The sequence below is a fragment of the Pirellulales bacterium genome (assembly GCA_036499395.1).
In the GTDB taxonomy this organism is placed as follows: domain Bacteria; phylum Planctomycetota; class Planctomycetia; order Pirellulales; family JACPPG01; genus JACPPG01.
The window spans coordinates 407,537-432,821 of the sequence record DASYDW010000063.1 but is presented as its reverse complement, the minus strand read 5'-3'; the positions used below and the strand labels follow the sequence as shown (position 1 = coordinate 432,821).

The window sequence follows — 25,285 nt, the reverse complement described above, 5'->3', positions numbered from 1 at the left end:
CGGATTCACGTGACCGCACCAGTCGAAGAATCGCGTTGATCGTGATGCCGATTTTCCGTCCGAGTACCGAGTCTTTGAAGGTTTCACGCATGAACTGCCGCGCAAGGAATACTCTGCTGACGATGATTACCAGTGTGCTGCTCGGCACGGCGTATCTTGGCGCGGCCGATCGGGGCGAATCGCTCGAATTGCATGCTCGCAGCCGTACGGTCAGCAAAGACACGTCAGGAAAAAGCCAGCCCGTCGCGACCGAGAAGGCGGTCACCTGGGATCCGCAAAAAACGGCCCTCATCATCTGCGACATGTGGGACGACCATTGGTGCCGCGGCGCCGCGCGGCGGGTGACGGAATTGGCGCCATCCGTCAATAAGTTTGCGCATGCCGCGCGAGATCGGGGTGTCTTTGTCATTCACTGCCCCAGCACGTGCGTCGACTTTTATAAGGACACACCGCAGCGCAAGCGCGCGCTGGATGCCCCCGCGGCGAAGGCGCCCCAACCCCTTTCCCAGGCGACGCGGTGGGGAACAAAGTGGTGCTGGCCCGACCCGCGCCGTGAAGCAGAGTTGCCGATCGATGATTCGGACATGGGCTGCGATTGTACGCCCACCTGCGAAATCCACTCCCCTTGGAAGCGCGAGATCAGCCTGATCGATATCGAGCCGGCCGACGCCATCAGCGACGATGGCCAGGAGGTTTATAACCTGCTCCAGAAGCGCGGCATCGACAACATCCTGATTTGCGGCGTGCATCTGAACATGTGCGTGCTCGGGCGGTCGTTTGCCATCCGTCAGATGGTGCAACTTGGCAAGAATGTGATGCTGGTCCGCGACCTGACCGACACGATGTACAACTCGCGGATGCGGCCGTTTGTGAACCACTTCCGCGGCAACGATCTGATGGTCGAGCACGTCGAACGTTCGTGGTGCCCGACGATCGCGAGCAGTGACCTATTCGGGGGCGAGCCGTTTCGGTTCCAGGAAGATGCGGGGAAGTAGTCGGTAGCCGGTAGCTAGAGGAGGATGTGACAGAATTCGTCGAAGCAGTGCGACAGCAGCCACCACCCTGCCCAACCCTCAGTGATCTCGGTGTCCTCTGTGGCAAATCTGAATAAAGAAGATTAGCCACGGAGCACACCGAGGCCACAGAGATTTTCCAGAAGTCAGCAGTTGATGCTGCTTACCACAGATTTCTTATTCGTGCGACTCGTGTCATTCGTGGTTTGTGCGTTTCGTGGCTTACAGAAGAAGGAATTCAACCGCGAATTAAACGAATGGGAATATCCTCTTTGATCTCGGTGCCCTCGGTGGCAGGTCTATAAGGCTGCAGAGCAGGCGATCGATTATTTCTTCTCGATGTGCCCGCCGAATTCGAAGCGCATCGCCGAGAGTAGTTTGTCGGCGAATTCTTCTTCGCCGCGGGAAGTGAAGCGTTGGTAGAGGGCCGTGCTCAGGACCGGCGCCGGAGCGCCCTCTTCGATCGCGGCCAGGATCGTCCAGCGTCCTTCGCCAGAATCCGAGACCCGGCCCGTAAAGGTATCCAGTTGCGGATCCTTGGCCAGTGCCGCAGCGGTCAGGTCCAATAGCCACGAGGCGATCACGCTGCCGCGACGCCACACCTCGGCCACGTCGGCCAGATTCAAATCGAACTGATAATGTTCCGGGTTGCGCAGCGGAGTGGTCTCGGCGTCGATTTCGCGCGTATGTTTGCCGACGTTGGCATGCTTCAGAATGTTCAGCCCTTCGGCGTAGGCGGCCATGATGCCGTACTCGATGCCGTTATGCACCATCTTCACGAAGTGCCCGGCGCCCGATGGGCCGCAGTGCAGATAGCCTTGCTCGGCGCTGCCGCCGAGTTTTTCGCGGCCCGGCGTACGATCGATCGAGCCGACGCCGGGAGCAAGCGTTTTGAAGATGGGGTCGAGCCGCTTCACGGCCGTTTCATCGCCGCCGATCATCATGCAGTAGCCGCGTTCGAGCCCCCACACGCCGCCCGAAGTGCCCACATCGACGTAGTGAATGCCTTTGGGGGCGAGATCGGCGGCCCGGCGAATATCGTCGATGTAATACGAGTTACCGCCGTCGATCAGGATGTCATCCTTCGCCAGTCGGCCGGCCAGATCCTTGACCGAGCTTTCAACGACCGCGGCGGGCACCATCAACCACACGGCGCGCGGTCCCTTCAGTTTTGCAATGAAATCTTCAATCGACGACGCGCCGGTAGCTCCTTCCTTCGCCAACTCCTGCACCGCTTCGGCATTGCGATCGTAGACGACGCATTGATGCCCCCCTTTGATCAGCCGGCGGACCATGTTCGCCCCCATGCGGCCAAGTCCAATCATTCCTAATTGCATGGGTATCTCCTTATTTAGTGGGCAGAAGGCAGTAGTTGGTGGTCAGTTGCTGGTAGCTAGTCGCGAAGGGGTAGCCGATAGCGGCGCCTATTTGTTTTCTAGCAGCTTCGCGGCTGCGGTGTCTAAGAGCCAGGTAAGCGTACCATATTCGGGATGCACGCCCGCCGCGGGGCGTGTTGCGACGGACGCATGGCGCTCGATGACATCGCGCACGGCTTCGGCCTTATTGGCGCCAGCGACCAAGAACAATACCTGGCGCGCTGCGTTGAGCGTCGGAAACGTAAACGTCACGCGATCGACCGGCGGTGGCAATACGCCGGGCGGGCTGGACGTGACCCAGGACCTGGTTTCTTGTAAGGCGGGGGCACCAGGGAACAGTGAAGCCGTATGACCGTCATCCCCGAGCCCTAGCAAGATTAGGTCAAGAATTGGCGGCGGCGAACCTGCAGGCAGCTTGAAGAAACCGGACAATTGCCGCTCGTATTCCGCGGCCGCGGCGGCGGGCGAGCTTTGTTCGACCGGCGCTGGGAAGACGTGATCCGCAGGGATGGGCGCCGCTTTCAATAGCACGCGCTGCGCCATTGCGTAATTGCTGCGCGGGTCGTCGAGCGGCACGAAACGCTCGTCGCCGAAGAAGAGCCACGTCTTGGTCCCGTCGATCTTGCCCAATAGCGGGGCCTGCGTCAGCAGCCCATACGTTTTTTCCGGCGTATGCCCGCCGGCCAGGGCGAGTGTGAATTGACCGCGCGCGGCGATCGCGCTCGTGGCGGCGTCCACAATCCGCTGGGCAGCCGCGGCGGCGAGCTGGTCGCCATCGGATAGGACAATGACTTCCGATTTCATAACGTCCTTGTTTGCGCTGTTGTCGCGCCGGTTCGCAGCGAAGAAGCACTACCCAAACGGCAGAGACCGCCGCTGCGAGCGACATGGAACTGCGTCGGCGTCGATGGAAAACCGATCGACGTCAAACGGCAATTCTACTGATACTGCCGTTGCATCACCAACGTGGGGGCGCCCACCGGGCGCGGCGCGAAGAATGTTTCCGAGATTCCTTCCCCGGCCAGGTTCAGCTTGGTCTGAAACTGATCGAGATACTCGTGCAGGCCCTGGCTGATGATATCGTTGACCTGCGTGTAATCGAGCTCGGCGCGCAGCCGGCCCAACCGCTGCTCGGCCGCGTTGGCAAACGTGCCGTGGTCGCTGCCGGTGATGCGGTGCAACGAATCTTCGGCGGCAAGCAAGCAGAAACGGATCGACCGCGGAAAGTGCCGGTCCAGAATCAAGAAGTCGACCACCGAGCTGGGCGTGATACGGCCCCGGCTCTTGCGGTACATTTCCAGGGCGCTGGCCGACTTCAAGAGTGCCGCCCATTGGATCGTGTCGAGTGGCGTTCCCACGTCCCGGATGGCCGGCAGCAGGATGAAGTATTTCACGTCCAAGATGCGCGACGTCTTGTCGGCGCGTTCGAGCAACAGGCCCATGCGGGCAAAATGCCAGGCCTCGCCGTGCGACATCGTGGCGTCGGTAATGCCTGCCAGCAGGTGGCTGGAGGTGATGATCTGGTCGAAAAAGTCGTGTGCGCGGGTCATCGACCAGCCGTGCGAGGCGCCACGTACCGTCAAATAGAACTTGTTCAGTTCCAGCCACATCGCCGACGAGATGATCTCGCGCACGCTGCGGGCGTTTTCACGTGCCGAGCGCAGGCACGAGACGATCGAGTTGGGATTGTCCTTGTCGAACGTCAGGAAGTCGATCACGTTTTTCTGCGTGGCGACGCCGTAGCGCTCGATGAAATTCTCGTGATCGCCGGTCGTGATCACCAGTGGCTCCCACTGGTTACCGAAGCCGTTGTTCAGACCGAGCGTGAGGTGCAAATTCACCTCGATGAAACGCGCGACATTCTCAGCCCGCTCGATATAGCGGTTCATCCAAAAGATCGAATCAGCAACCCTGCTCAGCATGAAGTGGCCTCCACCGGCGCGGCCACGGTTGGCTCTCCATTTATCGTAAAGCTATCTTCGACGCGGGCGCCCAGGACCCAGGTGTCCTTGCTGCCGCCGCCTTGCGAGCTGTTCACGACCATCGAACCTTTCTCGAGCGCCACCCGCGTCAAACCGCCCGGCAGCACGTAGATTTCCTTGCCGTACAAGATGTAAGGACGCAGATCGACGTGGCGTCCCTCGAACGATTCGTCCACGATCGTCGGTACTCGACTGATCGACAGCATCGGCTGAGCGATGTATTTGCGCGGATCGTGCGAGATGAGATCGTGAAACTTGTCCCGCTCGCTCTTCGAAGCCATCGGTCCCATCAACATGCCGTAGCCGCCCGAGCCGTTCGCTTCTTTAACGACGAACTTGTCGAGATTCGACAGCACGTGTTGACGGTGCTTTTCGTCCGAGCAGACGAACGTCGGCACATTCGACAACAGCGGGTCCTCGCCGAGGTAATAACGAATGATCTCGGGCACATAGGCGTAGACTGCCTTGTCGTCGGCGATGCCCGTTCCGGGAGCGTTGGCCAGAGCTACGCGTCCGTTACGATAGGCGTCCAACAAGCCGGGCACGCCCAGCAGTGAATCTGAACGCAATTCGAGAGGGTCGAGGAAATCGTCGTCGATGCGGCGATAAATCACGTCCACGCGGCGCAGACCATTGGTCGTCCGCATGTAGACGTACCCTTCGCTGACCACCAGGTCCGAGCCGGTGACCAGCTCGATCCCCATTTGCTGGGCCAGGAACGAATGTTCGAAGTAGGCCGAGTTGTAGACGCCCGGCGTCAGCAGCACCACGACCGGCTCCAGCACTCCCGGCGGGGCGACATACTGCAAGGTCTCGAGCAAGCGGTCGGGATAATCGTCAACCGGCCGCACGCACAGCCCCTCGAACACTTGTGGAAAAGTCCGCTTCATCACTTCGCGGTTTTCCAGCACATACGACACGCCCGACGGGCAGCGCATGTTGTCTTCGAGGACATAGAAGCGTCCGTCGGCGTCGCGCACCAGGTCGATGCCCGAGATGTGGCACCACACCCCGCGCGGCGGATTCAGTCCGGCGCAGGGAGACAGGTAGCACTTGCCCGAGTGCAGTAGCTCTTCGGGGATGATGCGATCGCGGACGATCTTTTGATCGTGATAGACGTCGTCGATGAACAAGTTCATCGCCGTGATGCGCTGGCGCAGGCCGCGTTCGATTTGCTCCCATTCGTGCGATTCGATGATGCGCGGCACGATGTCGAAGGGCCACACCTTTTCGGTGCCGGCCTCGTGACCGTAGACGTTGAAGGTGATGCCCATGTTCAGCAGGGCCAGTTCGGCCGCCTGCTGGCATTTCTTGATTTCGTTGAGGCTGAGAGCCTCGATCTTTCGGACGAGCATTGCGGCGCCTGCTCGGGGCTGGCCGCCGTGGTCGAACATCTCGTCGTAAAACGTGCCGGTCTCGTATGCTTCGAAACGCATCTGCGGAATTCCTCCGGTCTTTCAAGCCGCGATCGGATTTCCAGGCGCGCCCATATCATAGCCGCGCAAGGACATCGATCTCATTCCATGAACCCAGGAGCCGCCCCTGGTACGGAAGGCCGCTACGCACAAGTCTAGGGCGCAGTAGCACATCTCCAAGCAGCTAGCTCGGGCGGGCGATGCGAAGTGGCCGGAATGGATATCGGCATGGGCTGCCGACTCGCGTCAGTGGCCAGGCGTGCGAAACCGGCCTGAACGCGGAATTTCGACCACGAGGCTTGAGTATAGCAGAGCTAGCGCCTGTTGAAAGGCAATTCGGGCAGGCTGGGAAAGGGCCAGACCGGCCGGTTATTTCGACCGGGGCTGCCGAACCGAGGCATTTCCAGGTGCCAGCGTTCTCGGGAAACGGGTCCTGCGAACCGCCAAAAACTTGTAGCAAGCGGCTGGAAAAAGCCTTAGTCTTTTTGTTGGGCCGCTCGTTCGATCGGCCCATTGAGCGTTTCCTTTCTTGCCGCAGGTTCTCTTCGGCTTTGCAGAGAGGGAATATCGCGATGCAATCCACGTTGCGCGCCGGCTTCACGCTGATTGAAGTTCTGATCGTCGCCGCGATCGTCGGGATTCTTGTCGCCTTGTTACTCCCCACCGTGCATGCGGCGCGCGAAGCCGCGCGTCGCGCGCAGTGCCAAAATAACTTGCGGCAGTTAGGGCTCGCCCATCACGCTTATCTCGGGACGCACGGAGTATTCGTCTCGGGTTGCCTGTTGCAGGCGAATCCGCACGATGCGACCACAGCGGACTTCGGGCCGAGCGCCTGCACACTGTTATTGCCTCACCTGCAGCAGGCCGCGATCGCGTCTCTCTATGACACGAGCAAGAACGCCGCAGATTGGTTTGCCCAATCACCCAGCCTGGTCGCATGTTCGATCAGCACATTCATTTGCCCTTCGGACGACAAAGAGAATCCGATCCAGGCCACGATCCGCACCGGCCTGGCGGAGGCGCCGGTCCGGACGTTTATGTTCGGTGCACAAGATTACATTTTTTCGGCCGGCGTGAACGACGCGCTGTGTGATCATGGCGAGGTCGTACCCGCTTGGGAGCGCGGGATATTTGCGATCAACCTTCGAACGACCGCCGCCGCGATCGGCGATGGGCTGAGCCACACGTTCCTGATGGGCGAAGGAGCGCAGGGCAAACGCTGGCCCGCCCGGCGAAATCTTACCGACAGCGCGCCTGCCATCGGCGAACAGCTTGACGGGCTTCAAAGTGGTGAACAACTGCCGTTCTGGGGCTGGATCTTTGCCGACGTTTCCTGGTTCGACGGTTACATCTCGGGCGGGCCTTTCGGTACGACGATCATGCCGCTCAACCAGTATCCGGTCCTGCAGACATTGGCGAACCGCGCACACGTTTTTCTGGCGCAAGCGCCCGGCGCCTGCAACAGTAGCGCGCATGAGTTTCCGGCCAATCATCGCATGAGCGGCTTTCGCTCGTCGCATCCCGGCGGTGCGAACTTTCTCTTTGCTGATGGCAGCGTCCGCTTCGTCGATCAGGCGATCGATGCGGTGAACTACGTGCCGCAAGGGTCGTCGCGCGACAGAACGATCCTCACGCGGGGCACGCCCGCTAATTGGATCGAGAGCGGGCCGGTCGGCGTCTACCAGGCGCTCTCCACGCGCGCCGGCGGAGAAAATGTGGCGGCACCGTGAAGACGGTTCATGCCGAGACATGTCGCGGCGCTGCGCTTACGTCGCCCGCCGCCATCTTTTTTTGCTGACCGCAATCGCAATCACGCCCGCCGCGACCAGCGCGAATGTCGATGGCTCAGGTATCGACGTGCTCAATTGCTGGGAGAACATCCACGGATAAACGCCGTATTGGTTCACGGTCGAGTCGCCGTAGACTTGCTCCCAAATATCATGCGGGCCGCCGGGAATGATGGTCATCTTTGGATGGCCCCCCGCATTGGCAAGCGCCTGATACATATCGACCGAATCTCCGACCGGCACGGTTTGATCGGCGTCGCCGTGGAAAATCCAGGTCGGCACGTTCTTGATCGCCGCGGCATTCTGCGGGCTGTCGTTTCCGCCGCCTGACAGGGGAACAGCGGCCGCGAACATGTTGGGAAACTCGCTGATGTATTCGAACGTTCCAAATCCTCCCATCGAAAGCCCCGTAATGTACATCCGGTTGGTCTCCACGGGATAAGCGGCCTCGACTTGCTGGAGGATTTGCATCGTCAAATCCTGAGGGTTGTACGAACCGAATCCTGACGAGGTCGGCAGTTGCGGAGCGAGCAAGAAGGCCGAGTAAGGGCCGCTGCGCGTGGCGGAAATCAAACCGTCGATATGGTTCGTCACTTGATCGGTGTTGTCGGTGCCGCTCTCGCCCGATCCATGCAGAAACAGGACCAGCGGAAACTCCTCTCCCGGCGTGCCAAAGCCGTCGGGCAGAAACAATCGATAGGCCATCGTGTGGCCCTGGCCATCCGAATAGGTCAGCGCCAGTGAGTTGCTGAGATCCGTGGCACGCGCATTCCCGGCGAACGTGGTGATCGCGGCCCCGACGAGCATTGCCACCAACTGCGCGCGAAATGCGGGTTTAGCCTGGCATTTATTTCTGATCGATGCTGCGACGCTCTTGCGTAATCCACGGACAAACAACATCCCGATGCCAGCGGCCAGCAGGATCCAGGCGGCCGGCTCGGGCACGATCGCAATGCCGCGCGGGTAGGACAGGCCGGTGACGAGCGTCGTGTTCACCGGCGCGCCCGAGGTCGTGTATTCGCTGATCGTTCCCAGGTATTCGTTGGTGATATAGAGATGCGATCCCAAGGCCGTGATCGGGCCTGGGCTATCCAGTCCCGTAATCAGCGAGCTGTTGATCGGTTGTCCGTCGACGGTGTATTCGCCCACCGTTCCCGAGGCGATGTTCGTCACGTACAGATTCCCTCCGGCAACGGTGATGCCCCCGGGATTGTTCAATCCTGTGATCAGGTTCTTGTTCACCGTTACGCCCGCGGTCGTGTATTCGCCGACCACTCCCTTGCCATTCCCGCCACTACCGGCGCTGACGACAAAGACTTTGGTATCCGAGACGGCGATGCCGACGGGATTCGACAACGCGCGCGCCAAGCCCGAGCCCACGAGCTTTCCCGCCGTGGTGTACACACTCACGGTCCCGCTGTTTGCGGTGATTCCGTTGTTCGTCACGTACAGATTATTTCCCGAGACGGCAATGCTAGTGGGGTGATACAGAACCGGGACCAGAGCGGCGTTCACGAGTTGCCCGTCGGTCGTGTATTCCGCAATGCTGCCGGTTCCCGTGTTGTCAAAGTATTTAGCGACAAACACGTTCGACCCAGCGACCGCGATGCCCGTCGGGCGGATCAGATTCGACACCAAAGGGCGATTCACACTCGCCCCTGCGGTGGTGTAGGTTTCGATCGTGCCGTCGTCGAAGTTGGTGACGAAGATCTGCGCAGCGCGAGTGGGCGCGGCGCATAGAGCAATCGCGGCGAGTGTGAGCAGAGCAGCAGAGCCGAAGAAACGCGGCGGATTCGATGCGGCCGCGCGAGGCTCGGGCATTGGGATACGATGGTTCATCGAGTTCAACATGGCTCGTTCTCTGTGTGGTGTTCGATAGTTGTTCTTGCTGCGGGGCAATCGGTGAATTGGCAAACGGTCGCGAGTTGCTGTGGCACGAGGTCGCAGGCACGCTCGTTCTTGGCGATGGTCCGATTAAATCGGGGGATCGCGCGCCAGCTATCGCGTCATATCGAGGGCGGGAAAAGATGGCGCGCGAGTGCGAGCGCGGAACGAATCATCAATCGCGGGGAGCGAAGGTTTTTCCCGCCAGTCGAGATTTGTGAGCGCTCGATTTACGAGAGCTTGCGCATTAGCGACTCAGCGTGACGCAGTTCGAAGAAACGGTGCGGCGATTACCGCTCCGCAGGTACCGCGGAAGTAGCCCCACCGTGAGAACCATTTGAGAACGCCCCTCCTGCCCTAGGAAACGCGACCGCCAGTTTGGGGAGGAATATCACCGCCGTCAAGCATTTGCTACACACAAATCTCGCGGGTTTTGACGATTTCGCGTTTCCTTCATACTTCAAAAGCAATAACGGGCACATAACATACTTCGAACTGGCCGAGTGAAGTCGTGTAAGTTCGGGCACTTAAACTGCACGATATCGTCTCAAGGCGAATATCTTGCCAGCACTTGCACGGGCCATTGCTGGCATGTAATCTCGCCTTTGCTACCTCTCTCGATCCAAGGGGCACGCTGGCCAAACGTAACTCTTACCGTTTGCATTTCGTTCCAGCGCCCTGCTTCCCGAATCATGTGAACGGCTTCGGCCGCGACGCGTGCGGCTCACAGCTGCACTTCGGCATACCCCAGGGTCAGCGTCTGTAGCTCTTGGACTGTTAGGCGGTCTTTTGCTTTTGATGTACCGATATCGCCGATCCTCTTGAAACTCCGATCGAGGAAAATTCTGAATGAGCTTGATTCGCAACTTGATCATCGTTGCCGTTACGGTCGCCGGCATACTGGCGCCGAACTGCGCCAGGGCAACAGTCGCTTACAGCATTCTGGACCTGGGTAGCGCCGCAAGTTTCACGAGCCTCAACAATGCCGGCCAAATGGCGGGCTTTGGAAGCAATCACGCCGTATTTTATTCGAACGGGTCTTTGACCGATCTCGGCACGCTCGGTGGGTCATTCAGTTTCGCCGAAGGCATTAACAATGCCGGTGATGTGGCGGGCTACTCGGCCGTCGACAGCGGCCCCGGCAGCCACGCCTTTCTCTATTCCGGTGGCACAATGCACGACCTCGGCTCGCTCGACGGGGCGATGTTTAGCAAAGGCTATGACGTCAACGACAGTGGCGAGGTGACGGGGGATTCGAATGGCCATGTGTTCCTGTACTCCGGCGGCGCGATGCATGACTTAGGCACGCTGGGAGGGACCGAGGGTCACGGTAATGCGATCAGCAACAATGGTCAGATCGCGGGATCGTCGAACATCACCGGTGATACCGCCGATCACGCGTTCCTCTACTCGGGCGGATCGCTGCATGATCTTGGAACGCTTGGCGGCACAAATAGCGAAGGCTACGACGTCAACAATAGTGGCCAGGTCGTAGGCTACTCACTCACGACCAGCAGTGTGCAGCATGCCTTCCTTTATTCGGGCGGCATGATGCACGACCTAGGGACGCTCGGTGGAACATCCAGCTCGGCTGCCAGCATCAACGACAACGGTCAAGTGGTGGGCATGTCGGCCATTACCGGGAATGGTGCGCAGCACGCGTTCCTGTATGCAGGTGGAACGATGATCGACCTGAACTCACTGATCGACCCGTCGTCCGGATGGGTGCTGCAGGATGCCAGAGCCATAAACAACGGTGGGCAAATCCTGGCCGACGCAAGATTCGGCGTCGAAATCGATAGCGTTCTTCTCACGCCGGTGCCCGAGCCTTCGAGTTTCGCGCTTTCCGGCATGGCACTGGCCGGCATTCTCATTGTGGCCGGCCGGCGACGTTGATCACGGTCGCCGGGTGAGACCATCGGCAGAGACGTCAAGCGTACGCTCATACGGCGTGTGAGCTGGCATCCTGGTACAGAGTGTTTTCGACTCAGCCCGGGTCGTATCCCAGGTTTGGTGCCAGCCAGCGTTCGACTTCGGTGAGCGGCATGCCTTTGCGGCGTGCATAATCTTCGGCCTGATCGCGCGTGATACGATCGACGGCGAAATAGCGCGCCTCCGGGTGGCCGAAGTACAGACCGCTAACACTGGCCGCCGGGTACATCGCGAAGTTCTCGGTCAGCGTGACCTGCGCGTTGCGCTCGGCCGAGAGCAGATCGAACAGGATCCGCTTCTCGGTGTGGTCGGGGCAGGCCGGGTAACCGGGGGCGGGGCGGATGCCGCGATACTTCTCATCGATCAGCTCGTCGTTCGAGAGTTTTTCTTCGCCGCCATAGCCCCAGTCGCGCCGCGCTCGCTGATGCAGCATCTCGGCGAAGGCCTCGGCCAAACGATCGGCCAGCGACTTGACCAGGATCGATCCATGATCGTCATGCTCGGCCTCGAATCGTTGCACGAGTTCATCCGTTCCGAGCCCTGTGGTGACGGCGAAGGCGCCGATGTAATCCTTGCGTCCGCTTTCCAGGGGCGCGACGAAATCGGACAAGGCGTAGAACGTCTTTTGCCCTTTGCGTTCCCATTGCTGGCGCAGCGTGTGAAAGCGGGCGATCTCGCGATCGCGCTGCTCGCTGGCGTACACGACGATATCGTCCCCTTGCGAGGCGGCGGGCCAGAAACCATAAACGCCCCGGGCCACCAGCAAATGTTCGTCGACGATGCGATGCAAAAGCCGCTGCGCGTCGTCGAATAGCTCCCGCGCGGCCATGCCGACGGTCGCGTCGTCGAAGATCTTCGGGTATTTGCCACGCAATTCCCAGGCCTGAAAGAATGGAGACCAATCGATAAATGGCGTCAGATCGGCGAGTGGCACGTCCTGCAAGATGCGCACGCCCAGGAACGACGGCACATCGATCCGGACCTTTGTCCAATCGGTGGCGAACGGCTGTCGCCGCGCGTCATCGTAAGAGACCAGGTGGACCTGCTGTCGCTGCTGATAAGACTCGACCAGTTGTGCCTGCTCGGCACGATTGCGCTGGTCGAATTGCTCACGCGACTTCGGATTCAACAGTTTTTCGACCACACCCACGCTGCGCGAGGCGTCCAGCACATGGATCGTGGGGCGCTCGTAGGACGGCGCGATCTTGACGGCCGTATGCTTGGCGCTGGTCGTGGCTCCGCCGATCAATAGGGGAGTCTGAAAGTTCTGCCGCTGCATCTCCTTCGCGACATAGACCATCTCATCCAGGCTGGGCGTGATCAGTCCGCTGAGGCCGATCAGGTCGACCCCTTCCTTGACGGCGGTTGCGAGAATCTGCTCGCAGGGAACCATCACACCCAGGTCGATGACCTCGTAATTATTGCAACCCAGCACGACGCCGACGATGTTCTTGCCGATGTCATGCACGTCCCCTTTGACGGTGGCCATCAGGATCTTGCCACGGGACTGGCCCGTGCGTCCGGTGCGCGCCTTCTCCTCTTCCATGTAGGGCATCAGGTACGCCACGGCACGCTTCATCACGCGAGCACTTTTGACGACCTGCGGCAGGAACATTTTCCCCTGGCCGAACAGGTCACCCACGATCTGCATGCCGGCCATCAACGGACCTTCGATGATGTCCAGACAGGCCGGATAGAGTTGCCGTGCTTCTTCGGCATCGGCTTCGATGAAATCGGCGATACCGCGGATCAACGCGTGCGACAGGCGCTCGTTCACGTCGGCCTCGCGCCATGAAAGATCGGCCGTCGAGCGTTTGGTGCCCCCTTGCTTGAACGATTCGGCCGTCTCGATCAAACGCTCGGTTGCGTCAGGCCGACGGTCGAAGAGGACATCCTCGACGCGCGTGAGCAACTCGGCCGGAATATCTTCGTACACGGCCAACTGTCCGGCATTGACGATGCCCATGTCCATGCCTGCGCGGATCGCGTGATACAAGAACGCTGCGTGCATCGCCTCGCGCACGGGCTCGTTGCCGCGGAACGAGAACGAAATGTTGCTGACACCGCCCGAGACTTTGGCGCCGGGGCATACCCGCTTGATTTCGCGCGTGGCTTCGATGAAGTTGATCGCGTAGCGATTGTGCTCCTCAATGCCCGTTGCCACGGTAAGGATGTTCGGATCGAAAATAATATCGGTGGGCGAGAAGCCGACTTTTTCCGTCAGCAATTTGTAAGCGCGCTGGCAGATGCGAACTTTGTCTTCCTTGGTCGTGGCCTGCCCTTTCTCGTCGAAGGCCATGACCACTACGGCGGCGCCATAGCGATGGGCCAAACGGGCATGGTGCAGGAACTGCTCTTCGCCTTCTTTCAAGCTGATCGAGTTGACGATCCCTTTGCCCTGCACGCAGCGTAGTCCGGCTTCGATGACAGACCATTTCGAGCTGTCGACCATGATCGGAATGCGCGACACCTCGTGATCGGCGGCGATCAGGTTCAGGAAGCGCGTCATGGCCGCTTCGCCGTCAAGCATGGCTTCGTCCATGTTGACGTCGAGAATGTTCGCGCCCCCTTCGACCTGGCCGCGCGCCACGACGACCGCGTCTTCCAACTGGCCGGCCAGCACCATGCGCGCAAACTTCTTCGAGCCGGTGACGTTGGTACGTTCGCCGATCATGGTGAAATTGCTGTCGGGACGCAGCGAGAACGGTTCTAATCCGCTGAAGCGGGTCATCGCGACCAGCTTCGGCCGCTTGCGCGACGGCTTGCCGCGCACTGCTTCGGCAATTGCGCGAATGTGCGGCGGTGTCGAGCCGCAGCAACCGCCCACCAGGTTCAGCCAGCCATTGGACGCGTAGTCGGCCAGCGTGCGGGCCATTTGGTCGGGCGATTCATCGAAGCCGCCAAAGGCGTTGGGCAGCCCGGCGTTCGGATAGCAGCTGACGTAAACCGGCGCGATCTGCGACAGTTCTTCCAGGTAGGGACGCAATTGCTCGGGGCCGAGTGCGCAGTTGATGCCGACGCTCATCAGGTTGGCATGCGAAATCGACGTCCAGGCCGCCTCGATGGTTTGGGCCGACAGTGTACGGCCTCCCTGGAAAATCGTGATCGAGGCCATCACGGGCAAACGCACGTCGTGATCGACGAAGTATTTGTCGATGGCGAAAAGGCAGGCCTTCAGCACGAGCGTATCGAACGCGGTTTCCGGCAGCAGGATGTCGACGCCCGCTTCGACCAGCGCCGCGACCTGCTCGTAGTACATGTCGACCATCTGGGCGAAGGTCGCGGGGCGAAAGGCCGGATCATCGACGTTGCCGGCCACGGAAAGCTGTGCCTTGGTCGGGCCCATCGAGCCGGCCACGAAGCGCGGCTTGTCGGGCGTGCGGGCGTTCATCTCTTCGACCGCACGGCGGGCGCAGGCCACGGCCGCGAGGTTGATATCACGGACATAGCGCTCCAGGCCGTAGTCGGCCATCGAGAGCGAATTCGCGTTGAACGTGTTGGTCTCGATAATGTCCGAGCCCGCCTCGAGGTACAGCCGATGGATTTGCTCGATCGCCTCGGGCTGGGTAATCGACAGCAGGTCGTTGCACCCTTTCAGCGAGGGGAAGGGATGATCCGCGAAATGCTCGCCGCGGAAGTCCTGCTCTTCGTACTTCAACCCCTGAATCATCGTGCCCATCGCGCCGTCCAGCACGAGGATACGATCGTCCAGCAGTTGCTCGAGAAGTTCGCGGGTGTGCGCTTGATTGGCGATAGCCATAGATGCTGTCAAACCCCGGTCTAATTTGGGCTGCGAAAATAAACAAACGGATCCCGCGAGCGGCAGCGGTTAGCGTTTCGACGCCAACTCGGGGAATCTTATGGGAGGAGGGCAATAGTCGATTCGGCGATGCGACTTGCGCCAGCAATTCCCTCGGGACAGGCGGCCGTAGACGAGGCGTCCCCCCCGAGTAGAAATCCAGGGCGCAACGTTGCGGTGCCCAGGATCAAATTTCCCATGTAAGCCGCGTCAGAGCAAGCCGTTACTTCTCTGGCGCCCTTGGTTTGTGGGGTTTCAAAGGTCCGGTGTGCCTGGGCTGGGGGTACGGGGGCTGTCATTACATAGGGCGCCGTGACGGCGACGCTGGCGAAGCTTACCCAATGCTCAGCATCGCGACAGGGCTCAAGATCGCTATATCCCGGACCGATAGAAACTTCGGGATACTAGCGTCCCCCAGGCCGAAGTAGGCCGCGAGGTTCGAGTTCTCGAACTGCCCGCGGTCTTCCCAGTCGTCTTGGTCATTTCTCGTTCAATCTTCAGCCGCTTCGGTGCCCTTCATGGAACAGCCGCTTCGTTCGCGCTCGGCAGGGGCGTCACTCGCGATTACGGATGGAACTTCAGCACTCGGCACGGTGGCCGCAAGAGAGCAATACGTTTTGTTGCGAGTGCCCGACTGCACAACTCGGATGGTGGCCAAAGAAGCCGCTGACGCTACGTCGGCGAAGGTCGGGTCCGGCTGGTTCGGCAAAGTCGCCGCACTTGTCGAAGGGTTTAACGGCCGTTGGCGGCGCCCCCGGGCTCTATTCGCGACCACGCTGGGGGTAGGCCTGGTGTTATTGGTTGTCGCGCTGGTCGCGGCCAACCGTCATAAGCCTACGCACCATGCGGTGGGCGAGGAGTCGAACAGCGCCCCGCCGGTGAAAGCGGAACGCACACTCGCAGACAATCATCCGCCACAGGCCAATACGGCCGGCGTGTATGACGAAGCCCCTCCGTATAAGCCGGGGGATGAAAACCAAGGCCGCTCGAACCAGGCAGCCCGCGTCGAGCCAGGTTCGCCTATCGCGGCCGAGGCAACGACCGGACCTAATGCGCAAGCACGCCGGACGTCGGCGCCGATCGCGCACATCGAACAACGAATTGACCGCGCTCCTCTTCCCAATTTCAATACACGATGAGCAGTCTCAACAAAGCGTTTATCAAGGCGTATCGCAAAAGCGCGGTCGAGGCGAAGCCGGCCGGACCACGGCCCCACTTCATCGCCGCACCGACTGGGCCTGCGAAAACGGCAGCCAAGGTCTCGCTGAATCCGCCGGCCGAGCATGTTGCCGCTGCGGTACCAGTTGCCACGCCAACCGTCACGCCAACCGTCACGCCGATGGTCGAGCGTACGATCGCGCAGACGCCGGTTGTCGTTGCGCCTGTGGAAACACCACAGCCACTCAAAACCAAATCGGTAGTGCCGGCGGCACCGGCACCTGAGCCGGCCGCGGATTCGATTCCGATTACGGTCGTGGATCGGGCGCACGCCACGGTACGACCGCCGCACGCAAACTTCGCCGATCCGCCGCGTCCGTCGACGGCGGCTACCATCAGTGCATCGCCGGCCGCTACGAGCGCGCCGCTTGCGACGCCCCCCTTGGACACGCCGCCGGTCAGTCCCCGGCCCGTGATCTTGCCGATCTCGGGACCGTCGCCCGTATGGCGACCGGTGTTCGAGGTGTCGAGCTTTTCCTGGCCCGAATTGACGGACGTGTTGCTCGAAGCGGCAGCTGCACAGTTCCGCGCTGCGGCCAGCGATCTGGCCGAAGCGTGCCGGCGCCATCGCAAGCTGGTGACCGTCACGGCGTCGCACCGTGGCGAAGGATGCACGGTCGTGGCCCTTGCATTGGCCAAGGCATTGGCCGATCAGCAACAGCGCGTGATCCTGGTCGATGCGCATTTCGACGCGCCCGGTCTGGCCGACAGCCTGGGGCTGGCCGCGCAGGTGGGACTGGAAGACACGTTGACCGGAAACAAACCATTGATCGAAGCGCTGGTCGAATCCTTGGAAGATCGGGTCGTGGTGCTGCCGCTGCGGCAACCGGCCGCGACCGATTGGCGTTTGAGCATCGCGCGGCTGAAAAGCTCGCTCGACGAATTGCGCCGCCATTGCGACGTAGTGCTGATCGACGCCGGACCCTTCGGTGACACTGGGGATCGGCGGCGGTTGCTTTCCTGGGCGGCCCCTTGCCGCGTCGACCGAGCCTTAGTAGTGCGCGATCTGCGCGCGACCAGTGATGACGAAGCCGCCGAAATCGAGCGGCGACTGCACGGCTGCGGCATTGCGCAATGGAATTTTGTCGAGAATTTCGCCGTCGCTTAGCGCGGATCCACCTATTCAATCGGGCGATTCGAATCATGTACGAAGCCTACTGGCAGTTGCAGCAGAAACCGTTCGCCACACAGTGCGAAGCGAAGGCCTACTACCCCACCGAAACGCATCAAGGAGCGCTTCTGAAGCTGCGCTACGCGATCGAGAACCGGCGTGGCGCGGCCTTGTTGATTGGCCCCTCGGGCTGCGGCAAGACGATGCTCGTGCGGATGTTGGCCGAGCAACTGCCGGAGAGCTATCGCCCCTTCGTGCATCTGGTTTTTCCGCAGATGCCAGTTGCTGACCTGCTGGCGTATCTGGCCGTCGAACTGCAAGCGACTTCGGAACGTGATTCCGCGGCGCCGTCGACCGACACCAGCGTGCGGCGGATTCAACACCGTCTCGCCGAAATCGCCGCCCAAGGGGGGCACGCCGTCATCGCGATCGACGAAGCGCACCTGATCGACGGTGGTCGGGCCTTCGAGGCGCTGCGGTTGCTGTTGAACTTCGAAGCGGCAAGTGGACCTGCGCTGACCTTGCTTCTGGTCGGTCAGACCGGGCTGGCGCCGATGCTCTCGCGGATGCCTCAGCTAGAAGAGCGGCTGGCCGTTAAATGCCTGATCCGGTCGCTATCGATCGAAGAGACCATGTCGTATGTACAACATCGGCTGGCCGTGGCGGGGAGTGACCGCACAATCTTCGAGCCCGCCGCGATCGAGGCCGTGCATGAAATGTCGCACGGTATTCCGCGACAGATCAACCGGCTGTGCGACCTGGCTTTGCTGGTCGGCTTTGCCGAAGAATATCGCACGATCGGGCCGGCCCACATCGAGGCGGTGGGGCAGGATCTGGTCACCATCACGTCCTGCTAGGACGACGGGTTTGGCGTCGCTTCCACCATTGTGGGGGGGCGAGGCACTCTTGGCCGTGCTCTCGGTGTACGACTGATCTTGCCCCGGTGGATCGTGGCTGCTAGCGTACCGCCCCCTTGCTTAGTGGGGGATGTGTCGTTTGGCGTCAGCACGAGGCCATGCCGATGCGCTGGGTCTGCGTTCAACTCGCGCGATCGATTCTGATTCTGTTGTTCGCCGGCCATGCTTCGCAGGCTGACGAGCCGTTGGGCCTTTCGCGCTGGCCCGTGATTCGCGCGAATTTTCTGGCCGATCCTCCCAATGTCGTCGCGCCGACGCGCGGCGGAACGCAGTTGTGGGGGGACGTCGTCTGCTGCGGACGTTGGCGCATCCAGCGCAACGTCATGACAGGCCATTGTCGCCTGCTCGATCCGGACGATGTGCGGCGAGCTTGGGGAAGCCAGGATTCGTGCCAAACACATTTGAACGACCTGAAACGGCGCGGCGTCGTCGAGCCTGTACATGGGACCGTGGTGTTGGTGCTGCACGGCCTGTTGGGAAGCCGGCAACAGATGGCCCCCTTGGTCGAAGCGTTGGAAGAGGACAGCACTTGGACCGTGATCAGCGTCGCTTATCCCAGCACGAGGGCGTCAGTAGCTGACCATGCGGCGGCGCTGCGTTCGATCATGGCCAATCTGCAGGGAGCGCGCGAGATCCATTTCGTGGCTCACAGCCTCGGCAACCTCGTGATTCGTCACTACTTGTCAGACCATGCGGCCGCGCACGAGGGTCGTAGTGATCCGCGGCTGGGGCGGTTTGTCATGCTTGGTCCGCCCAACCATGGCTCGCGCGTGGCGGACACTCTGGGGGGCAATGCGATCTTCGATACGACGCTGGGAGAATCCGCCCAGCAATTGGCGCATCGCTGGCGCGAGTTGGAGCCACACCTGTCGACGCCACCCTGCGAGTTCGGGATCATCGCTGGCGGCCGAGGTAATCAGAGCGGGTTTAATCCGTTGCTGGATGGCGACGACGACGGCACCGTACGCGTGGCCGAGGCCCGCCTGGTCGGGGCCAGCGATTTTGTCCTGGTCGACGCGCTGCACTCGTCACTGATGGCCAATCGATCGGTCCAAGAACTGACACGTCGTTACCTGCACACCGGTTCGTTCCGCAGGGACGGAACTTGCGAGCCGATCCGGGACGAATCGCACGACCAACCGTGACGATCAGTTCGTCGCGGCGACGTTGGCGTACAGGTCGAGCGAGGAACGGTCGGCGATGATCGTGAACAAGTCTCGGATCTGCCGCAGCCCGTCGACATACCGGAATTCGCTGGGGACTTTCGCACTTTTCATCCCCAGAACGTAATAGTCCGCTTCGGCCGTCAGCAGCCGCTGCGGCGATGTGTCGCTCGGGATCGAAGCCTCGCCTTCGGACTCGGCGAAGCGTAACGCGCCAAAGACTAAACGCTCGGCGTCAGCCGTGGGGACGATGCCCGATGTGTCGATCACGATATCGGCTGTTTCGACTTCCTCTCCCTCGGTCGAGCGGATTCGCAGCCGGAAGCCGGTGACTTCGTCCTCTTCGGGAAGTTCACCGGGGGCCAGGTCGCGCTCGATGCCGATCACTTCGCGACCGACGAGCAGGTTGTCCACTAGCAGGTCTGATTGCGCGAGAGGGACGAAATACAGCTCGGCCAGCTCGGCCGCTCGCAGGATCGTCTCAGTCGGTGGCGGTTGCCAGTTGGGTTGTTGAGCGGCTAACGCCGCGATACCCAGCGGCGAAATGCTTTCGCGCCAGGCGCAGTGCCACGTGGCGTCGGTAGTGAGCAGATTGCCGGCAGCGACGTTTCGTTCGAAGATACGCACGTCGTAGCCCAGGAATCGCGCGTAGAGCGCGGCTTCAAGACCGATGGGGCCTGCGCCGATGACGGCGACCGTGGCGGGGGTATCAACTGCCATTTAACTTTCGTACTCCATTCATCCTCGGTCGACACGAAACGCGGCCAGTTCCAGTTCAATCGGCTGGCCGAGCATTGCTTGCCGCATGATGACGGCCGTGCCCGGCGAGAGTTGCAGGCCGGCTCGAAAATGTCCTGCGGCGACAAAGGCGTTCTCGAAGTCCGGCACGCGCCCCAGATAGGGGCGCTCGTCGGGAGTCATCGGTCGCAATCCGGCCCATGATGTTTCCAGCGTAGCTTGTTGCAGGCCCGGGACCAGCTCGCCCGCGAATCGTAGCAGCTCGCCGATGGCCTCGACCGTCGTACGTTTCAGAAATCCAACGTCTTCCTCGGTCGAACCGACCAGCACACGGCCATCGGCGCGGGGTACGAGGTAACGCTTTCCGTCGTTGATAACGCGCCGCAGTAATTTCGCTGGGGCCTGCAAGAGCGCGATCTGTCCGCGAATCGGCTTCAAGGCGATCGTCGTGCCGAGGCGAGCCAGTGCGGCCTTGCTCCAGGCACCCCCGGTGACACAAATCGCGCCGGCAACGTGGCGATTCGCAGCGGTTCGCACGCCGGTGACCCGTTTGCCCGCGATTTCGAAATCTTCGACGCTTTCCCCTTCGGTCAGACGGACACCTCGCGCGGCACAAGCTGCTCGTAAAGCGCGTAGATGGCGGGGGTTGCGTAGTTGAGCTTCGTCGGGAGCGAACAAGGCATCGTCGTTCTCTGATTCTGCGTTCTCAGAATCGGTCTTGGCCCAGGCAAGTGCTGGTTCGATATCTCGTAGCTGCGAAGCCGTGGGGAACTCGACCGAGATGCCGAGATCGCGCCATTTGTGTCCCTGCTGCCGGACGGCCGTTGCTTCCTCGGCCGTCCGAGCGAGATACAGCCCTCCGGTGCGGCGATATTCGTTATCGATGCCGGTTTCTTCGCGTAACTGAGCCGACCAGCGTGGGTGCAGGTCGTGGCAAAGGCGGATCAGACGCTCGTCGGCCGTTTGCGGGTCTGTGATATTGCCGGGGGGCAAAATGCCGGCGCCAGCCCAGGATGCCTCGCGTCCGGTGGTGCCGCGCTCGACGACGTGGACCGACGCGCCTGCGCCCGCCAGCTCATAGGCTAGCGAGAGGCCGATTACGCCCCCGCCGAGAATCAGGCAGTCTTCCGCCACGTTCCGCTCCGTTTTTCAATCGTCGGACGGCGATGTTGCCCGTCCCAGCGGCCATTCTAGAGCGTGCCGAGGGGGCGTCGAGGGCCAGGACATGGTCGCAATGCAACCGCTCTCGCCCCTTGGGGCACGCTGTCGCGAAGCCGCAAGAGATTGCACGGCTAATCGGCCGAACGGCCTGCAATCAGGCGCCGCAGCAGCCGCAAGTCGATGCGCCCGCGAAAGCGCTCGCGACCATCGATTTCGACCACAGGCACGCACAAATTGTAGCGATCGCGAAGGTCAGGGTACTGGTCGATGTCGACCTCGCCAGGTTCCAGACCGTGCCGGCGCAGGAGTGCTAGTGCGTCGTCGCACAGGTGGCAGCCCTGGCGGGTATAGAGAACGACCTTCACGCGGATCGAGTCCTTCGTCGGTAGCGTTTTCAGGCGCGACGAGCTGTCGCTCGACATCATTCTAGGACGTGATCGCGCGTTGCCGAGAGACGAATCTCGGATCGGCAACTTCGCTACTTTTGTTTTCGCAACGTTCGCGCTTTCGTGATGAGTGCTGCGAGGTGCTTTCAGCGCGCTCATGTGCGCGAAAGTTCGCGCGCCGATTTCGAGGCGCGCATTCAGGTTTTTGGGGTCTCCTGCAGCTTCTCGGGCGGAGGGACTACGGGGGTCATTTTGGAATGTCAAGGGCGGTAAAATGGAAGTCGTAAGGCATTGAAGTAATGCCACTTACGTAGGTCGCTTGCTTTCTGATCCAACGGCCCGCTAGGATGAGACTGAGGGCCCTGTCCGGGGCTTCCCCACTGGGGAGGCCGGGTGGGGCCTTTAGCGTCCAGTTTCCATGATGGACCGACCGGTTTGCGATCCTCAAACGCAGACCCGCCAGGGATTGGTTTTTGAACCGCTACTGCTTCCTCATCCCTGGTCTTTTTTCCTGGTGTGGTCCGCGATGCGTGCCGTCAGAAAATCGTATAAACGAGGTCCGATCCCCCACGAACGGAGTACGGCGCCGGTGGCTCGTCCTGCGCGGCAGGGGGTCCCATTGAGTAATCGTGCTCGTTTCGGGCACCGTAACGAGCGGCTCCCCTTTGCCCCGCCCGAGAACTGGTACGAACCGCGCGAAGACGGCGCGAACTACCGTTTCGTCATCCAGGATCCAGGTGTCGGATATCAGCACGTCGTGACCCCCCAAGAGGTGCGCGACCGCTTGGCCCAGTTGCCCCCGTCGTTTCTGAAGTCGCTCGAGGTGGTGCAATTCAGCCGCATCACGCGCAAGAAGCAGAGTTTCCCCTGCTACGGCATGCAGTGGGGAACGACACTGTACCTGTACCCGATCGAACTGGGCTTGGTCGAATACTACGACCAGCCCCCTAAGCCGAATCAGCGCAACGAGGCCAACATGTATGGCGGCCGGTGGTTGCGCAATCCGGGTGGTGGCTGGAAGCTGGTTTGGACCGAGGCCGCGATCAAGGACTTCTATCTCAACAACATCCTGATTCACGAGCTTGGGCACCTGTTGGACGATCGGAACTCGCGCGCGATCGACCGCGAGCGGTTCGCCGAGTGGTTCGCTGTGCGGCACGGTTATCAGCCCACCAACGCTGAGCGCAGCCGCAGCCTGAAGAAGCCGGTCCGCCGTCGGCATCATGGCCAGCACTGATCGCGCGCATTCGCTGAGCGCTGCCGCCATTATGCTGTGCCGTCCGCGAATGGACACGAGTGACCGAAAACCGTTGGACGGCGGCGCTTGCGCACTTCTATAATGAATGCCACGGAACTGGCTGCCGTACAAATCTCTTGTCACGGCGTACTGACGGGATTTCTGGGAACGAGGCACAGGCTTTGCGCATGCGCACGGCAATTCTTCTCGTGGCCGTCGCTGGATGGTCCCTGACGATCGGGTTGGCTGACCCCGCCATCGCCGACGAGACGGACGACGCGATCAAGTCTGTCGATCAGTCGCTGGCCACGGCGGGCAAGGCATTCCGCGAAAAGCAGCTCGATAAGGCCGCTGCGGCGCTGGCCGAAGCCAAAACAACGCTTAAGAGTGTGAGCGACGGCGACCTCTCGCCTGCCATGCGCACCAAGGTCGATGCACTCGAGGAGCGCATCGCCGCCGGGGATCGGGCGCTCACGAAGCTCAAGGCACCGGCGACCACTGCCCCCGCAGAGTCAAAAACCGGTGCTCCGGCAGATAAGGCGACCGAGAGTAAAAAGAAGCCGGCCGGATCAACCCCCGCAGCAGCAACTGCCAAGGCCAAGAAGCCAGCTAAGCCGCGTAAGACCGCCAAGGCCTTGCCGACAGGACCAAGTTTCACATCCGATGTCGCACCGATCTTGATCGCCAAGTGTGGCAATTGCCATGTGCGCGGCTCGCGCGGCGGGCTGAGCATGGCAACGTTCGCGGCACTCGAGAAAGGGACGCGTAACGGTCCGATCCTCACCCCCGGTAGCGCTCAAGACAGCCGGATGGCGAATCTGATGCTTTCGGGTGCGATGCCCAAGACCGGCACCAAAGTCACGCCCGAGGAGTTGGACCTGATTTCGCGCTGGATCAATGCCGGAGCACTTTTCGACGGCACCGATCGCACAGCTCCATTGGGCCAGAAGCCGTCCGAGACGGAAATGGACGGGCTCGTCAAAGCGACCGGCAAAGAGAGCGTGCAGTTCGCCCGCGATCTGGCTCCGGTGCTCGTGAAGCATTGCGTCGGCTGCCACGGTGGCGACAACCCGGGCGGACAGTTGCGGCTCGAAACCTTCGCCGGACTGCTGCAAGGAGGCACGACGGGCAAGGCCATCGAAGCGGACAAGCCGACCGAGAGTTTACTGCTGAAGCGAATTCGCGGCATTGATGGTGACCGGATGCCGCTCGATAAGCCGCCGCTTTCGGATCAAGAGATCGCACAGTTCGAGACCTGGTTGAAAGAAGGAGCCAAGTTCGACGGCTCGGATGCGGCGGCGCCGCTGCGCGTGGCGGTCGAAGAATCGCTCGCCGGTCGGATGACGCATGAAGAATTAACCACCAAGCGAGTGGCCCAGGCGCACAAGTTGTGGGCTCTGGCAGCGCCGGACGAAGCTGCGCAGGAGGTACAGACCTCGAATTTTATTCTGATGGGCAACGTCTCGTCGGCGCGATTGAACGAGATCTCGGAACTGGCCGAGGCCGAACGCGTCAAGATCGTGAAGCTGTTGAAGCTCGACCCCGAGACACCACTCGTGAAGGGGACCCTGGCCGTTTTCGTGCTGAAACGGCAGTTCGACTACAGCGAGTTCGTTCGCATGGTCGAGGGGCGCGAAGCACCGCGCGGCGCTGCAGGGCATGCGAACGTCAAAGGTTCGGACCTGTACGCGTGCGTCACCGCCAGCACGGACAACGACGCGATCTTACCGGCCCTGATTGCCGAGCAAATCGCTGGCGGGTTTTTGTTGAGTTTCAACAATCTGCCCCCCTGGTTCGCGGCCGGAGCAGCCCGCGCGATCGCAGCACGCGTCGAGCCGCGCAACCCGTTAGTGAAGCAATGGGAGGCCGACGTGCAAAACCTGCCGGCGACTGATACGCCGGACGCTTTCCTATCGGCCACGGTGTTCGATGCGGAACTGTCCGCGCGCAGCTACGCCTTTGTCCGCAGCCTGACTCAGAAGCTGCCGGCGTTTCAATCGCTGATCGCGGCGCTGGTCGAAGAACGCGACTTCGAGCAGGCCGTGACGGACACTTTTCGTTCGAACACGCGAGCGTTGGTCGAGCTGTGGCTGCGGCGCAAACCGGGGCGCGGATAGCGTCTGTTCTGGTAGAGTGCCCTGTGGGCACCGCGGCGTCGCACGTGAT

Annotated in this window: 18 protein-coding genes; 9 read left to right on the top strand and 9 right to left on the bottom strand. The window is 61.2% G+C overall.

The window, feature by feature from the left end; all coding sequences use genetic code 11:
* Positions 1-89 precede the first annotated feature (89 nt).
* Entirely contained in the window at positions 90-995 is a 906-nt protein-coding gene (locus VGN12_11040; GenBank protein HEY4309978.1) for a cysteine hydrolase family protein, read from the top strand.
* Positions 996-1,339: 344 nt separating this feature from the next.
* Here the strand turns inward: VGN12_11040 and gnd are convergent, their stop codons facing one another.
* The 4 genes from gnd to VGN12_11020 form a co-directional block, all read right to left on the bottom strand.
* Positions 1,340-2,350 carry a decarboxylating 6-phosphogluconate dehydrogenase gene (gene gnd, locus VGN12_11035; protein HEY4309977.1) on the bottom strand — a complete coding sequence of 337 codons (1,011 nt, stop codon included), beginning with the start codon at positions 2,348-2,350 and terminating at the stop codon, positions 1,340-1,342.
* Positions 2,351-2,437: 87 nt separating this feature from the next.
* Positions 2,438-3,193 (bottom strand): 6-phosphogluconolactonase, encoded by a 756-nt coding sequence (gene pgl, locus VGN12_11030; GenBank protein HEY4309976.1) that lies wholly within the window; start codon positions 3,191-3,193, stop codon positions 2,438-2,440.
* Between the two features lie 134 nt (positions 3,194-3,327).
* The gene (locus VGN12_11025; protein HEY4309975.1) at positions 3,328-4,311 is read right to left on the bottom strand and encodes an alpha-E domain-containing protein; all 984 of its coding nucleotides are present in this window, start codon (positions 4,309-4,311) and stop codon (positions 3,328-3,330) included.
* Entirely contained in the window at positions 4,305-5,807 is a 1,503-nt protein-coding gene (locus VGN12_11020; protein ID HEY4309974.1) for a circularly permuted type 2 ATP-grasp protein, read from the bottom strand. Before VGN12_11020 ends, VGN12_11025 begins: the two co-directional genes overlap by 7 nt.
* A 551-nt stretch (positions 5,808-6,358) precedes the next feature.
* Here VGN12_11020 and VGN12_11015 point away from each other — a divergent pair.
* Positions 6,359-7,516 carry a DUF1559 domain-containing protein gene (locus tag VGN12_11015; GenBank protein ID HEY4309973.1) on the top strand — a complete coding sequence of 386 codons (1,158 nt, stop codon included), beginning with the start codon at positions 6,359-6,361 and terminating at the stop codon, positions 7,514-7,516.
* Between the two features lie 36 nt (positions 7,517-7,552).
* On the opposite strand, the gene VGN12_11010 is transcribed toward VGN12_11015, so the two are convergent.
* Positions 7,553-9,412, bottom strand: coding sequence for an alpha/beta hydrolase-fold protein (locus tag VGN12_11010; protein ID HEY4309972.1), 1,860 nt, complete (start codon positions 9,410-9,412; stop codon positions 7,553-7,555).
* Between the two features lie 894 nt (positions 9,413-10,306).
* On the opposite strand from VGN12_11010, the gene VGN12_11005 reads away from it, so the two are divergent.
* Entirely contained in the window at positions 10,307-11,353 is a 1,047-nt protein-coding gene (locus VGN12_11005; protein ID HEY4309971.1) for a PEP-CTERM sorting domain-containing protein, read from the top strand.
* Between the two features lie 91 nt (positions 11,354-11,444).
* Here VGN12_11005 and metH read toward each other — a convergent pair whose 3' ends face one another.
* The gene (gene metH / locus VGN12_11000) at positions 11,445-15,149 is read right to left on the bottom strand and encodes a methionine synthase (protein ID HEY4309970.1); all 3,705 of its coding nucleotides are present in this window, start codon (positions 15,147-15,149) and stop codon (positions 11,445-11,447) included.
* 557 nt (positions 15,150-15,706) lie between these two features.
* Here metH and VGN12_10995 point away from each other — a divergent pair.
* The 4 genes from VGN12_10995 (at position 15,707) to VGN12_10980 (ending at position 19,579) form a co-directional block, all read left to right on the top strand.
* Positions 15,707-16,327, top strand: coding sequence for a hypothetical protein (locus VGN12_10995; protein HEY4309969.1), 621 nt, complete (start codon positions 15,707-15,709; stop codon positions 16,325-16,327).
* Entirely contained in the window at positions 16,324-17,514 is a 1,191-nt protein-coding gene (locus tag VGN12_10990) for a hypothetical protein (GenBank protein HEY4309968.1), read from the top strand. Before VGN12_10995 ends, VGN12_10990 begins: the two co-directional genes overlap by 4 nt.
* A gap of 35 nt (positions 17,515-17,549) precedes the next feature.
* On the top strand, positions 17,550-18,374 hold the full coding sequence (locus VGN12_10985) for an AAA family ATPase (protein HEY4309967.1): 825 nt from the start codon (positions 17,550-17,552) through the stop codon (positions 18,372-18,374).
* Between the two features lie 164 nt (positions 18,375-18,538).
* On the top strand, positions 18,539-19,579 hold the full coding sequence (locus VGN12_10980; GenBank protein ID HEY4309966.1) for a lipase: 1,041 nt from the start codon (positions 18,539-18,541) through the stop codon (positions 19,577-19,579).
* A gap of 3 nt (positions 19,580-19,582) precedes the next feature.
* On the opposite strand, the gene VGN12_10975 is transcribed toward VGN12_10980, so the two are convergent.
* The 3 genes from VGN12_10975 to VGN12_10965 form a co-directional block, all read right to left on the bottom strand.
* Positions 19,583-20,317 (bottom strand): NAD-binding protein, encoded by a 735-nt coding sequence (locus VGN12_10975; GenBank protein ID HEY4309965.1) that lies wholly within the window; start codon positions 20,315-20,317, stop codon positions 19,583-19,585.
* Between the two features lie 18 nt (positions 20,318-20,335).
* Positions 20,336-21,469 (bottom strand): glycine oxidase ThiO, encoded by a 1,134-nt coding sequence (gene thiO, locus VGN12_10970; GenBank protein ID HEY4309964.1) that lies wholly within the window; start codon positions 21,467-21,469, stop codon positions 20,336-20,338.
* 158 nt (positions 21,470-21,627) lie between these two features.
* Positions 21,628-21,921: a glutaredoxin family protein gene (locus VGN12_10965; GenBank protein ID HEY4309963.1), complete on the bottom strand. Its 294-nt coding sequence runs from the start codon at positions 21,919-21,921 to the stop codon at positions 21,628-21,630.
* Between the two features lie 580 nt (positions 21,922-22,501).
* On the opposite strand from VGN12_10965, the gene VGN12_10960 reads away from it, so the two are divergent.
* The gene (locus VGN12_10960) at positions 22,502-23,119 is read left to right on the top strand and encodes a hypothetical protein (GenBank protein HEY4309962.1); all 618 of its coding nucleotides are present in this window, start codon (positions 22,502-22,504) and stop codon (positions 23,117-23,119) included.
* 188 nt (positions 23,120-23,307) lie between these two features.
* Positions 23,308-25,236 (top strand): c-type cytochrome domain-containing protein, encoded by a 1,929-nt coding sequence (locus VGN12_10955; protein HEY4309961.1) that lies wholly within the window; start codon positions 23,308-23,310, stop codon positions 25,234-25,236.
* Positions 25,237-25,285: the final 49 nt, after the last annotated feature.

Excerpts from the sequence above, each read along its gene's own strand:
- VGN12_11040 (HEY4309978.1), top strand. The coding sequence starts at position 90 with ATGAACTGCCGCGCAAGGAATACTCTGCTGACGATGATTACCAGTGTG.
- gnd (HEY4309977.1), bottom strand. The coding sequence starts at position 2,350 with ATGCAATTAGGAATGATTGGACTTGGCCGCATGGGGGCGAACATGGTC.
- pgl (HEY4309976.1), bottom strand. The coding sequence starts at position 3,193 with ATGAAATCGGAAGTCATTGTCCTATCCGATGGCGACCAGCTCGCCGCC.
- VGN12_11025 (HEY4309975.1), bottom strand. The coding sequence starts at position 4,311 with ATGCTGAGCAGGGTTGCTGATTCGATCTTTTGGATGAACCGCTATATC.
- VGN12_11020 (HEY4309974.1), bottom strand. The coding sequence starts at position 5,807 with ATGCGTTTCGAAGCATACGAGACCGGCACGTTTTACGACGAGATGTTC.
- VGN12_11015 (HEY4309973.1), top strand. The coding sequence starts at position 6,359 with ATGCAATCCACGTTGCGCGCCGGCTTCACGCTGATTGAAGTTCTGATC.
- VGN12_11010 (HEY4309972.1), bottom strand. The coding sequence starts at position 9,412 with ATGAACCATCGTATCCCAATGCCCGAGCCTCGCGCGGCCGCATCGAAT.
- VGN12_11005 (HEY4309971.1), top strand. The coding sequence starts at position 10,307 with ATGAGCTTGATTCGCAACTTGATCATCGTTGCCGTTACGGTCGCCGGC.
- metH (HEY4309970.1), bottom strand. The coding sequence starts at position 15,149 with ATGGCTATCGCCAATCAAGCGCACACCCGCGAACTTCTCGAGCAACTG.
- VGN12_10995 (HEY4309969.1), top strand. The coding sequence starts at position 15,707 with ATGGAACAGCCGCTTCGTTCGCGCTCGGCAGGGGCGTCACTCGCGATT.
- VGN12_10990 (HEY4309968.1), top strand. The coding sequence starts at position 16,324 with ATGAGCAGTCTCAACAAAGCGTTTATCAAGGCGTATCGCAAAAGCGCG.
- VGN12_10985 (HEY4309967.1), top strand. The coding sequence starts at position 17,550 with ATGTACGAAGCCTACTGGCAGTTGCAGCAGAAACCGTTCGCCACACAG.
- VGN12_10980 (HEY4309966.1), top strand. The coding sequence starts at position 18,539 with ATGCGCTGGGTCTGCGTTCAACTCGCGCGATCGATTCTGATTCTGTTG.
- VGN12_10975 (HEY4309965.1), bottom strand. The coding sequence starts at position 20,317 with ATGGCAGTTGATACCCCCGCCACGGTCGCCGTCATCGGCGCAGGCCCC.
- VGN12_10965 (HEY4309963.1), bottom strand. The coding sequence starts at position 21,921 with ATGATGTCGAGCGACAGCTCGTCGCGCCTGAAAACGCTACCGACGAAG.
- VGN12_10955 (HEY4309961.1), top strand. The coding sequence starts at position 23,308 with ATGCGCACGGCAATTCTTCTCGTGGCCGTCGCTGGATGGTCCCTGACG.